The organism is Planctomycetaceae bacterium, from assembly GCA_039680605.1.
Taxonomy (GTDB): domain Bacteria; phylum Planctomycetota; class Phycisphaerae; order SM23-33; family SM23-33; genus JAJFUU01.
Map to the genome: position 1 here is coordinate 25,152 of JBDKTA010000063.1, position 12,706 is coordinate 37,857.

General features: G+C 63.6%; 8 protein-coding genes. 2 read left to right on the forward strand and 6 right to left on the reverse strand.

The window, feature by feature from the left end:
- Nucleotides 1–12: 12 nt before the first annotated feature.
- On the reverse strand, nt 13–1,080 hold the full coding sequence (locus ABFD92_18590; protein ID MEN6506549.1) for a metallophosphoesterase: 1,068 nt from the start codon (nt 1,078–1,080) through the stop codon (nt 13–15).
- A 275-nt stretch (nt 1,081–1,355) separates the two neighbouring features.
- On the reverse strand, nt 1,356–2,162 hold the full coding sequence (locus ABFD92_18595; protein ID MEN6506550.1) for a hypothetical protein: 807 nt from the start codon (nt 2,160–2,162) through the stop codon (nt 1,356–1,358).
- A 222-nt stretch (nt 2,163–2,384) separates the two neighbouring features.
- On the opposite strand from ABFD92_18595, the gene ABFD92_18600 reads away from it, so the two are divergent.
- Nucleotides 2,385–3,641 carry a diguanylate cyclase gene (locus ABFD92_18600; protein MEN6506551.1) on the forward strand — a complete coding sequence of 419 codons (1,257 nt, stop codon included), beginning with the start codon at nt 2,385–2,387 and terminating at the stop codon, nt 3,639–3,641.
- Nucleotides 3,642–3,648: 7 nt separating this feature from the next.
- On the opposite strand, the gene ABFD92_18605 is transcribed toward ABFD92_18600, so the two are convergent.
- From ABFD92_18605 to ABFD92_18620, 4 genes are all read right to left on the reverse strand, one after another.
- Nucleotides 3,649–5,661: a right-handed parallel beta-helix repeat-containing protein gene (locus ABFD92_18605; protein ID MEN6506552.1), complete on the reverse strand. Its 2,013-nt coding sequence runs from the start codon at nt 5,659–5,661 to the stop codon at nt 3,649–3,651.
- Between the two features lie 118 nt (nt 5,662–5,779).
- Complete coding sequence (locus ABFD92_18610; GenBank protein ID MEN6506553.1) at nt 5,780–8,152, reverse strand: PQQ-binding-like beta-propeller repeat protein; 2,373 nt, start codon at nt 8,150–8,152, stop codon at nt 5,780–5,782.
- Between the two features lie 69 nt (nt 8,153–8,221).
- The gene (locus ABFD92_18615; protein ID MEN6506554.1) at nt 8,222–9,658 is read right to left on the reverse strand and encodes a PA14 domain-containing protein; all 1,437 of its coding nucleotides are present in this window, start codon (nt 9,656–9,658) and stop codon (nt 8,222–8,224) included.
- A 214-nt stretch (nt 9,659–9,872) separates the two neighbouring features.
- Nucleotides 9,873–11,294, reverse strand: coding sequence for an autotransporter-associated beta strand repeat-containing protein (locus ABFD92_18620; GenBank protein ID MEN6506555.1), 1,422 nt, complete (start codon nt 11,292–11,294; stop codon nt 9,873–9,875).
- Between the two features lie 437 nt (nt 11,295–11,731).
- Between ABFD92_18620 and ABFD92_18625 the strand changes: the two genes are divergently transcribed.
- Nucleotides 11,732–12,703 (forward strand): substrate-binding domain-containing protein, encoded by a 972-nt coding sequence (locus ABFD92_18625; protein MEN6506556.1) that lies wholly within the window; start codon nt 11,732–11,734, stop codon nt 12,701–12,703.
- Nucleotides 12,704–12,706 lie beyond the last annotated feature (3 nt).

Sequence of the window (12,706 nt, forward strand, 5' to 3'; positions counted from 1 at the left end):
GTTGGATAATCCCTATCGGCTTGGCTGCGCTTGTGCATCGGCAGGGGACGCCGGTTGGGCGGCGGCAGGTTGAGTTGTGGGTTTGACTGAGTACTTCACTGCCGGAAGGGGTTCGAATTTGTCGCCGGACTGGAGCATGAACTTGATGTCAACCGCCGGTCCGTCGACGGTCACCACGGTGTAGCCCGGTCGCTTGTGGCGGTTGATGATCAGGTGCGGCTTGAGACCGGGGATGGGGTTGCCGACGTACTTGGCCGGCCAGATATAGAACTTGCGACCGGCCGGCGGGCAGATCACCTGGAAGAAATCGTCATCGAGACTCTTGTTCTGCGGGTCGGCCTGGGTGTCGTTCAGGGCCGTCACGTTGGCCAGGTGCATGTGCCCGCAGAAATACGTCCGGCCCCCAGCCGCGCGGAGCATGGCCACCAGCGGGTTGCGGATCGCCGGCAAGTTGTCCAGCGATTCGGTGTGCTCGACCCGCTTGATCTGCGTGTGCGAGAAGGAGAACACGTGCGGCTGGGTGTTGGTGTCGAGCTGCTTTTTCACCCACGGCAGATTGAGCGTCATCGTGTCCAGCGCCGAGTAGCAGTCCATCCCGATGAACATTGCGTTCTTGTGCTTTACCGAATAGGTGCAGCCCTTCTCGCCGTCGGGCCCGTTGGTGGGCATGGCGTAGCGGCCGGAAAACACCTTGTTCCAGACCGCCAGGCCCCAGGGCCTGTACTCGTTGGGGCCGGTATCGTGGCTGCCTCGGATGGCGTAGACGGGGATGTTGGCGTCATACACCGGCGCCATGGTCTTGCGGAACGTCATCAACTGCGACTCGAGCCCCGCCTCGTCGCCGGCCCCTTGCACCAGGTCGCCGGCGAAGAGGACCAGATCCGGTTTGACGTTGGTCGCCACGTCTTTGGCCACCGCCCCGAGCGTGCGCGTGCCGACGCCGTTGTCGTTATCGTCGCCGCCGGACTGGCTGTCGGCCATCACCACGAACTTCCACGGTTCGGCCCAGGCGTCGCCGGATGCCGCCACCACGGCCGTCAGCATCAACAGACACAGCGGAAGGAGCACCCTTCGGTTCATGATCTATCTCCATACAAGGTATGGCCGTAGCACGGCGTCTCGCCCGTCAGTAGCATGGCCGTCCCGGCCATGAGTGGCATGGGCGTCTCGCCCATGCTCTTTCTGTGTGGCATGGGCGTCTCGCCCATGCTCCCCGACCGTAAGGTCAGGGACACGCACAACGGAGTTGTGCGTGGCACCTGTCCGGCCCATGCTCCCGGCATACATGGGCGAGACGCCCTTGCTACTCATGGGCAAGACCTGCCTGCCGGCAGGCAGGTGCCCATGCTACGGCGTCATTTCACGCGGGTGAGGGTGAGGTTCTCGATCTTGGTCATGTCGGCGCCCCAGTGGGCGACGGGGTCGAGCACCAGGCGGATGAGCTGCCCTTCGGCCACGGTGATGCCCTTGGCCTCGAACTCGATGGAGGCGTCGCCCTTGTCGCCGAAGGCTTTTTCGGCGACGGGGGCGGCAGCTTTTTCGCCGCCTTTGGCCACTTCGACGCGCAGCTTCACGCCGTCGCCGGCGGTGACGGTCATGTCGGTAGCCTTGGCCTTGAGGGTGTACTTGCCGGCGGGGACCTTAAACGTCATCGCCACTGAACCGGCGGCGGCCTTCTCCGTGTAGGGGTGCATGATGATGCAGTTGGCCTTGGTGTCGCCCCAGACGCCTTCGCCACGACCATCCCAGTCGGTGGTGAAGATCCAGCCTTCGGTGTCTTTGGGGTTGGGCAGCCACGCGCCGATGGGGCCGCGCACCTTGCCCTGGTGGCCGCGCTTGGCGCGAGGGTCGCGAATCCCGTTGGCCCGCTGATCGGCGCTCATCGTCGCGGTGTTGAGGCTCAGTCTCATATACGTGCCGGCCGCGTGACCGAGTTCAAACCAGGCGCCCAGCGTGTCGTCGTCGCCGTTGCCCTTGCCGTCGGGGCCATCGCCCTTGGCGTCGGCCACTTCCGCCGGCGTGGGCGAATATGTGTCGCCGGCCTTGGCCAGCTTGGGCGTCTGAGTCTTCTGCTCCTGCGCGTGGGTGACCACGCCCGCGGCCAGAACCACGACCGTCAGGGCGAGTGTGCAGAATACCGACCATCTGATCCGCGTGCTCATAGTGTCTTCCTTTCCGTTTGGTTTTACGTTACCTGCGGCCCAATTGGTACATGTGCCGTTAGTTATACGTGTAACACGCCTTGAGTGGGTGACGTTCCGTTCATTTGTGCAATTAACTCTTGCCGGGGGCTCCGGGCGGCATGACAATAGAAAATCCTGAAAACACAGCGCGGAGAAGGTATGGCACAAACAATGCAACCAGAAACAAGTTATGAGTCCGCCATGCGTCTGAGCATGGAGATTGTGGACCGCATGAACGAAGGCGTCGGGCTTACCCGCTGCCGCGACGGCGTTGTGGTCTATGGCAATCCGGCGATCATCCGCATGTTCGGCTTCGATCCCGAGGAAGTCGTCGGCAACCATTTCACGTGGCTGCTGACGGAGGAAGACAAGGCCCCGGGCGGGCGAGCCGAGCAGGTCGTCGAACATCTCATGAAGTACAAGGCCTGGAAGGGCGAGGTGCGCGGCTTCCGCAAGGACGGCAGCGTGATCTGGGTGAACCTCACCGTCACGACCCTGAACCATCCCGAGCATGGCGAAGTGTGGATGGGAATCTACCAGGACATCACCGAAAAGAAGCAAGCCCAGGATCAACTCCACCAGGAACACAATACCATCCAGGCTATCCTCGACGCCTCCCCCGAGTCGGCCGGCCTGCTCGCCTGCGACGGCACGGTTCTGGCCGCCAATGCCACGATGGCCTCGCGCCTGGGGTCTGGGGTCGATGATCTGGTGGGCAAGTGGATCGGAGGATTCATGCCACCCGAGGTGGCCGCCCGACGCCAGCAGCGCCTGGAGGAGGCTGTCGGGACAGGCAAACCGGTCCGGTTCCGGGACACCCGAGACCAGCGCGTCTTTGACACCACCTTCTGTCCGGTGCTCGATGATGCGGGAAAGGTCCTGCACGTCGCTCTCTTTTCACACGACGTGACCGAGCTGGCGGGGACCATGGCCGACCTGGAACTGGCCAACGAACTGTACCGCAAAGCCGCCCACACTGACCATCTGACGGGCCTGCCTAACCGGCGGTGCTTTATGGACGCCCTCAATCGCGAACTGTACCGCGTCGGGCGCTATGGCGGGCAGGGGATCGTCGGCATTATTGACGTCGACGGATTCAAGGCCCTCAACGACGCCCACGGCCACGCCTTCGGCGACCGGGTGCTGGTCGAGTTGTCGACGGTTCTGCGCGACCAGCTTCGCAACAGCGACGTGGTTGGGCGCTACGCCGGCGACGAGTTCACGCTGCTGATGCCCAACGCTTGCCCCCAAGGCGCGGCGGCGGTTATCGACCGCATTCGGGCGGCCATGATCGCCCTGGCGCCCGCGCCGCACATCGCGCCGATTCCTGTGACCTTCAGCGCCGGTCTGGCGATGACGCTTGCCGGGCAGTCGCCGGAGGACCTGCTGCACAAGGCCGACGGCGCCCTCTACGCCGCCAAAGCCGCCGGACGAAACTGCACGCGCCTGGCGCAATAGCTTCCGCTCATTTTTCGCGGAGGCGCGCGGGGAAGTCTGCCAGCAATCCGATCGCGCTGGTGTCGATCGACTTGATGCCTAACGTCAGTGCCGGCGAGTTGGGCTTGAGGCGGTAATCGTGCGCGGCGGCGTTTTCGAACAGCGGATCGGCCACGATGCTGTGTTTGTCAAAGCCCTTGCCGCCCAGCGCCCTCCAGGCGTCGAGGGTTTTCGCGGGCGTGTCGCCGCCCATGGCGATGCCCTTGCCGGCGTTCCAGAAGACGTTGTGGTCCGAGGCCGCCACGCGGTTGTCGCTCCAGGTCCAGAAGTGGTAGGGGACCGCCTTGGGGTTCTGCAGCACGATGATGTTGTGCGTGTAGGCGTGGTGGTCGCAGCGCTCGTCGGCCATGAACATCGAGCGGATTCCGCAGTCGTTGTTGGCCGCGACGATCAGGACGTTGTTGTCGATCACGTTGCCGATGCCCTTGACGAAGATCGGCTGGCACAGCGTCTTGCCGCCGATGTTGTAGATGATGTTGTTGGTGAGCGTGAAATAATCCGTCGCGTCGTCGAGGTACATCCCGCTCTGCAGGTCGTGGCTGAAGCCGCCGACGCCCACGTCGTGGATCAGGTTGTGGTCGTAGACGTTGTCGCGCCCCGGGCCCCACGACTCCATCGCGCCGGTGTCCTGGCTGTCCTGGTTGACGTGGTGGATGTGGTTGTACGCGATCAGGTTGTTCCGCGAGTGCAGGAACGTGTGGCGGTTCTTGAACGTCACGCCGGCCACCTGCGTCTTGAGCACCTGGTAGCGCGTGCCCTTGATCGTCGTGGCGTAGCGGGGCATGTCGTGAATGTGATTGTGCAGCACCCGGTTGTGCCCGCTCTGGCTGATCGACACGCCGTACCCGTGCCCGATCAGGCGGCCGCAGTGGTGAATGTGATTGTTGACGATCTCATGGTGGTGGTTCACGTCCGCCTGGCCCGCGCGCAGGCCCGAGAGGTTCACGCCGTGTTGGCCGTGGCGGCGGATCTCGTTGCCCCGCACGACGACGCGCTGGGCATAGCCGTGGATGCTGATCCCGCACAGGCCCGCATTCTCAACCCGGCACCGCTGCACCGAGCAGTCCTCGACGCCATCGAACATCATCGCGTGCTCGTTGGCCACGCCGATGTCCAGGTCCGCAAAATGAACGTTGCGAACCGGGGCGCCCTCGCGGCCGCGAACCTCGATCACATGCTTCGCCGTCGGCAGCACCATCGTCTGCTTGTCGATGGGCCCGTCAGCGGGCCAGGCGTAAACGACGCCGGCGGCATGGTCGATCACGCACTCGCCCGGGGCCGTCAGCAGGTCCAGAACGTTGCGGACGAAGAAGCGGTTGTTGCCCGAGATGGTGATCGCCTTGCCCGTCAGCGTGATCTTGTGTTTGGCCGGGTCAATCGACTTGATCGGTTCCTCGCGGCTGAACCAGTCATTCACCGGCCAGAGGAAGACGCGGCCCGGTTTGACGTTCCAGCCGGTCGGGTCGAAATCGCGGGCGTGGTAGATCAGCGACGAGGCCTTGTCGCCGGAGTCGGTATGGAAGTATCCCTTCTTCGGAATCCGCGCCAGCGTCAGTCGTTTGCCGTTCTCAAAAAGCTGCAATGGCACAGGCTGTGCGGTGGGCACAGGCTTTCCAGCCTGTGCATTCACAGCATGGAAAGGCTGTGCCACCGGCAGATCCGCCACGTAGATCTCGCCCTTGTGCTTTCGCCACCCGGTCAGCGGCGCGCCGCCGACGAGGACGGCCGTCTGCCCCTCGACGCTGCGATACGTGATGGAATGCTCCGCCGTGCCGGAATCTTCCGCCCCCAGCGCCAGCCCCTCGCTCAGATAATACGTGCCGCCCGCCAGGTACACTGTGACCGGCGCCCTGAGCCCCGCCGCGACGAGCTTTCGCACCGCATCGCGCGCCCGCGCCGCCGTGGCGAAGGGCTTTTCGCTGGTGCCGGGATTGCTATCGACGCCGGAGGGAGAAACATAGAAATCGGTCGTTGCGGCCATGGAATGTTCTCCGGACATCATGCAGACCATTGCCAGAACTATGGCGGCGATCATGAACACGCTCGCTGGTGGATGCATGATGAGCATGGTACAAGGCCGCACCGCGGCGCGACAAGATTCATCTTTCGCGCGTTGTGGGGGGCTTGTCCTGCGCGGGCGGGCGGCTATTGAGAATGGCGGCGGTGTCGAAGCCGTAAACATAACCGTCGATGGCGGCTACCAGCATCCGCCCGTCGCGCACCACGGGACTGCTGAAATAGCGCCAACGGTTGCGGAGCCGTCGCTGCGTGTACCTCAGAGGAGGCCCGAATTGCCAGACCCCGCCGTCGGGTCGTCCGCTGACCCACGTCAGTTGACGGTCGCTGAAGAGATAACCTTCCCCCAGCACCACGAATTGATCGTCGTGGGGCGGGTGCGAGGGCCCGCGGCCCAGGTACACCTCGCGACGCAGTTTCATGTCGCTCGCGCCGTACACCTGGAGGTAAAGCCCATCGCTTCTCTGCGTCAGCACGCCCAGGGAGTCGCCCAGGCTGCGCATGCTCAGGATGGTAAAGCCGGCAGGGTCCTGCTCCATCAGCGCCACTTTGGGGCACAGGTGCTCGTCGAGCTCATAGATGCCCCCGGTTCCGTAGCCCAGCGGGCCTGATGGCGACATGTGGAGGTGCCACGTGGTGATACCCTTCAGCGGCGAGGACAGATCCGTTCCATGCCCATCCTTGGCAATTCGCACCTTACCCTCTGGCAGGGCGGCGTAGTACTTGCCGCGATAGAACAGGTTGTGGCGGTCAGAGCCGCTACGGACAGCGGCGACCGTCGCATAATCCGCTGGCCCGATGGACGGGCAGATAGAAAAGCTCGAGCTGACTACCAAGGCGTCGATTTCTTTCTCACTGTTCATCACCAGGCGCTTGTCGAGGGTCTCGGGCCAGATCTCCCACAGGTCTCCGTTGACCGTGCCCACGTACAATTCGGGCCCCCCGGCGTGAGCGATCTGCAGCGCCGGCCGGCTGCCCAGAAAAGTCATCCCCAGCAGCCCCCAGGCCCGAAGTTCCGGGCACTTCAACAAGTTCGAAAGCTGGGCATAGCGGCACAGGGAGAAGGACTCTTCGAGCGAGTCCTTTCTCGCGTGGCAGACAGCCGCCCGCGCCTGCCACGCGGCAGCGCAGAGTTCACCTCGCGCCAGCACGTAGTCCAGCGTTGCCATCGCTTCGTCCAGCCGCCCAAGCCCCGTCAGACATCTTGCTTTGCGCACCAGGACTTCGCGCTCGTCCAGACGCTGGCCAGGACGGTTCGTCAGCGTCGCCTTCGGTACGGCCCGCACGCAGCTATGCCCGCAGAAGACCATCAGGTCGCCCACTTCCGCGGGAGTGCAGAGGTGGTTCTCTATCGGCCGGGCGGTCGAAGTGATGGCCCCGCTGGCCGGGTCGAGACAATGCAACGTTCCCCTGCCGTCAATGGCCAGCAGGCGCCGGCCATCGCTGAGGGGCATCAACGGGTTCATGTTGCCCTGGGGGTTGCCGGGCTTGTAGGCCCCATTGGGCACCAGCGTGTTCCAAAGAACCTTTCCCGTACTCCCGCTGAGCCGGACTGCCTGCGCCTTCTGACCGGTGACGCCGGACATCCAGATGACGTCGCCGTCGAAGAACTTCGGCATGGCGCCACCGCGAAACCCCTGCGCCTGATAACTCCATAACTGCGAACCATCGGCGATCCGGCAACAGACAATCTTGTTATCGAAGCCATCGCGGCTACTTGTTTGCATCACGAGGCGGGTCTTTTCATCCGGGCTGAGGACTGCCTGCTGGCCTAAGTCGACACTCACGACAGATCGTAGAGCGGCCGAGAAAAGAAAGCTCCGCTGGCTATTCCACTCGCTTGCCAAACCGGCAGCGGCCGCAAGAACGATCCCCGACTTGCTCAGCAGCCCGATAACTCTGGTGCCTTTCTCCAGCGGATAGACCTGCGGCCCGCCGGCGTCGCTGGGCAGGGCGATTACCGAGACTTGGCCTATCAGGTAGAGCGTGTCGGTCGCCGGATCGACTGCCATTCGGCTCAGGCCTTCCACCGGCCGTGACCAGAGGATCCGCCCCGTCCGCATCTCGACGCACACGACAACGTGAGAGGACGCCGCCGAGCCGCTGGGCTCCACTGAGGCAAGGTTTGTCTTGAGGCCCGGAGCCCCGGCGCGTGAGTTGGGTTTGCAATAGCAGAAGTACAGATGTTCCTTGCCGAAGGCGGCATGATCGACCTCGGAGTTCATGAAGTCGATCTCCCACGCCACCATCCGCAGATCAGATCCGGCGATAACCTCTTTCTGCCACCGCGCGATCAGGGCCAGGCATTGCTCGTATCGTGCACCTTCTATGAGGCCATCCATCTGCGCCGTTACGTCTGCAGCGTCCGAGGCCGCCAGCGCACCGCCCGCCAGGGCCGGCAGTGGGAACAAGACGATCGCTGCAAGAAGCAACCCGATTATGCACGATGCGCGCATGGCCATTATCCCTTTCCCCGCCGCTGAATGTGGGACGCTTGACCTCGGCGATAGTTCCCGCAATGTCGATCAGTTCGGGCTCACCAGCGCCGCGGCGGGGACTGGAGTTTCGGCCGTGGCGTTGGGCGTCTTCCAGGTCACCGAGAGGCTCTCGTCGGCGACGTAGTCGAAGTAGCCCAGCTTCAGCGGGTGCAGACCGGCTTTGAGGGCGATACGGCCCGAGCGGGTCTGCGGGCCGTGGCGGCCGCCGTTGTCGACCACGCAGTCCGAGCCGATCCAGAGCTTCGAGCCGTCGTCGGCGGTGACACTGAAGGTGTACACGCCGTCGGCGCTGATGCGGATGTATCCGCTGAACAACATCGCGAAGTGGTCTTTGCCCTTGCCGGGGCTGATGTCGAACGTGTCGCATCGCCCGGTCTTTTCGGCCTTGAGCGTCTCGAAGTCCGGAACGTCCTTGGCATCCTTGGCGTCGTAGTAGCCGTACTTGAGGCCCGGGGTCACGCCGGTGATCTTGACGGGGTTGAGCCACTCCAGCACGCCTAGGTTCTTGCTGACGACTTTGCCGGGCTCGTCCTTGGCGTTATACGCGACGGCCTTGACGGTCGCGGCCTTGTTCAGCGCGACCGGCTGCGTGTAGCGCAGGGAGTTCTTCGTCGGCTCGGAGCCATCGAGGGTGTAGAAGATCTGCTGGCGCATGCCGGGGGCGACGATCTTGAGCATGCTGGCGCCGACGGTGGTGGGCTCTGCCGGTGCGATGTACGTCGAGCGGGGCGGCAGCATGCCATCGGCGTACATGGGCTTGCGGCCCATGTTGAGATAGCGCGCGACGTGGGGGTGCTTGAGCCCGTAGAAGTGCTTGGAGTTGAGCACATCGAAGAGGAAGACCGTGCCGTCGTCGAGGTGCAGTTCGTTCCAGGCGTGGGCGCCGCCATAGTAGCCGCGCACGATGGCCACGTTCAGCCCCGCCTCGTCGCCGAGCACCTTGAACATCAGCGACTGGTGGCGGCAGACGCCGTCATTGCACAGGTCGCCGACGTCGCCGATCAGCACGCCCTGGCCGCCGTACTTGCCGTCGAGGGCGTCGACGTTGCGCAGCGGGGTCTTGCGGTCCTTGCGTTTGCCCATGATGTAGTGGATGTGCTTCTGCAGGCGCGACGCCCGCTCCTGGGGCTTGAGGGCCTTGAGCTCCGGGCTGCGAGCGAACTTCAGCGACTCCTGCAAACGCTTGTCCTTGACACGGTCGACGACGAGAATCTCGCGGCTGCTGGTGACGCGGCCGCTGGAATGGATGCCCATTCCGCGCCCGCCGTCGACGTAGCCGTCTGGGATCGTCACGCCCGGCGAAATAGCGTGCTCGTACCGGAACAGCGAGACGACCTCGCGAGCCTCAGGCCTCAGAACCGGCGAGCGGTCGATCAGGAACTGTGGCTCCTCCGCAAGGCAGAGCATCGGCAGGGCCAGCATCGCGGCCGTCATCGCCACAAGCATCCAGTTCAATCGTTTCATCACGCGGTAACCTCGTTGAGGAGTAAACGCTCCAAGGGCGAACTATGGAGTGCGGCAGCGCAGCTGCCGCTTTGGCAGTTGTTCGGCGCGCAAAACTTCCAAAGCGGCAGCTGCGCTGCCGCACTCCATATAACCCGCAGGTCGCAAGAAAAGACCGCCGCGATCTGCGAGAACGCGGCGGTCTGATTAAAGCGGCTGCACTCGTTTTGAAACGCTATCTCCTGCGGCGGATCAGGGCAGCCACGCCGCCCAGAACGAGCAAGGTCATCGTTGCCGGCTCGGGGATGACCGTCAGCAGAATGTCCTGGCCGGAACCGTCCAGGCTCAGTGTGGCGTCGAGGCCGCCGATCTTGCCGCTGAGATTCGTCCCCAGCGTGCCGCTGATGGCCGCGCTGGTATTGAACAGCGTGTAGACGGCCGGTCCGGTCGGCGCTCCGGAGAAGACGAAGTCGTCCCACTCGAGCAGGCCGCTGCCGATGGTCAGCACGGATGCCCCGCTCAGGGTCACCGTGTCGCCCAGATCAAAGAGCATGGACCCGGCCGCGCCGCCCAGGGCGGCGGAGATATTCAGGCTGTTATTGATGGTCAGCATCCCCGCTGAGGCCCCTGGCGAGAGCTTGCCGCCGGCGGCCACCGTCACCGGGCCGCCGATAAAGCCGCTGCCGCCGAGGGTGCCGCCGTTGTTGACGGCCACAGCCCCGGTCCCCGTGCCCGATGCGGTGATGTTATTGACCAGCAGCGAGCCACCGTTGACCTGCGTGCCGCCTGTATAGGTGTTGGCGCCGGTGAGAATTTGCGTGCCGGCGCCTGTCTTCCTCAGAATCCCACCCTGAATCCTCCCGGAGAAATCACCGTCGGCGCCATCATTGCCCACGATCAGAGCGTTGCTGCCGCCAGGAGCGTTGACTATGCCGCTGCCATAGAGGCCGTTGATATTTGCGTCGCGAAACGGAGTGAAGGTTCCATTCACAATTACATCGCCCTTGCCTGCGCCATAGGGCATGTAGCAGTAAGTCAGAGACAACGTTGCGCCCGGATCGATGACGGTGTCGCCGGAATAGGCATGCACATGATGATATCCGTTGAGGGGCGTGTACGAATAGCTGACATTGCCCTTGATCGTGACGCCGCCGGCGCCGACGAACTGAGCGGCCACCTCCAACTTGCCTCCCGCGCTGGAGTCCAAGATCACGTCGCCGTCCAGGTACATCTTCTGCAACTCGCGTTTTGCGAGGGAGTCCGACGTGTAGCCCGAGTAGGCGCGAATCTGGGAGGTGCCGGTTGTTGCGCCATTGAGGATCGTGGCGCCGTTGAGATACAGTTTGGGAAGAATAGTCCCGCTATCGTTTGCCCCAAAGGGCACGTTGAAGACGATCAATGTCCCGCCGGGGCCGACGGTCAGAGTGTCGCCCGCGAAGGTCTGCGAGGCCGTTGTCGAGGCGCGCAGCGTGTACGCGCCGGTCAAGTAGTTGTTCCCCGCGCTCGGGGCGGCATCGCCGGTCCAGTTTGCCCCTGTGTTGAAGCTGGAGGCGCCCGCGGCGTCACTGCCGTCCAAGTAGATGTCCGCGGCGTTTGCGGAGGCTGCAAAGACCGCCATCACCGCTGCGGCCAAACCTGCCATCATTGTGTGTTTCATCGTATGATCCTTTCCTACTACCCTTGTTGCCGGGAGCCGACGCCCGTGCCTCACTTTTATCCTCAGAATCCGCTATCTGCCGAGATGTTTAGCCCATGTATCGCGCGTTAACTATACCGCGCGTAGGATAATCAGCACACTCCCATTTTCGTTATAAAAACCGTACATTTTTCGTACCGCAGGGCGGAAGGATGGTATATTCTTTTATAATGGCCCCTCGTAGAAAGCTTTCCCGTGCGTCAAGGGCGGAATCCTCGCCCAGACGCCGTCGCATCCTGGCTCTGCTTAATTGGTCCACTCCTGAGCTGCGCCGCGGCATTCTGGAATATTCGCGGCAGGCGGTATGGCGGCTTGAGGAGGCGTTTGTCGTTTGGTGGGGCACGCCGCCCGAAGCGGTCGCTCCTTCGCCGGACAACCCTTTCGACGGCGTCATTGCGATGCTGGTCAACATGCCCTTGGCGCTGGCTGCGGCCATGCGCAGGTATCCCGTGCCGACAGTGAGCCTCTCCCTGCTATCGCCGCCGGGAGCGCGAACGGTCCTGGTGGACAACAAGGCCGCCGGCAGGATGGCCGCCGAGTCTCTGCTGGGCCGCGGGTTCCGCCACCTGGCGTTTGTCGGGGGTTCAGGACATCCCGAATGCAAGCAGCGGCTGGAGGGATTCCTTCAAGCCGCCCGCAAAGGCGGAGCAGCGGTGATAGAAGATGCCTTCTTATCCTCGCAGCGCCACGATGCCCTGGCCCTGGGGCGGCGAATCGCCGCGCTGCCCCGGCCGCTGGGCATCATGGGATTCAGCGATGGGACAGCTCGCATGGTGGTTGATGCGTGCGGTCTTGCCGGGCTGGCCGTCCCGGAAGAGATCGCCGTGATCGGAATGGGAAACGATCCGGTCATCTGCGAATCGTCGTCTGTCCCACTTTCCAGCGTTTGCGTGGATTACCATCAGTACGGCTACCAGGCCGCCAGGCTGCTCGACGACCTGATGTGCCGCCGGCGCGTGGTGAAAAGACCGGTGCTGATCGAACCTTCCGGCGTGGCCGAGCGTCAGAGCACCGACATCCTGGCCGTGCCGGACGTGCGAGTCGCGCGGGCTTTGAGGCACATCTGGCAAGACTACACCAATCCGCGGCTGGGAGTGGGTGATATCGCCGCGGCGGCGGGGATGTCCGTTTCGGCGTTGAATAACGCTTTCAAGCTGCACCTGGGCACGCCGGTGGGCTGGCAGATCCGCCACAAGCGCTTCTCCCATGCGATGGACCTTCTGGCCGGCAGCCAATACAAGGTCCACGAGATCGCCGCCGCGTGCGGCTACCGTGATGAGCATCACCTGCGATCGACCCTGCAGGCGCAGACGGGCCTGTCGCCGCGGGCCTGGCGGAAGAAGAATCGCGATGACGCCGGCGGTGATTGAGGA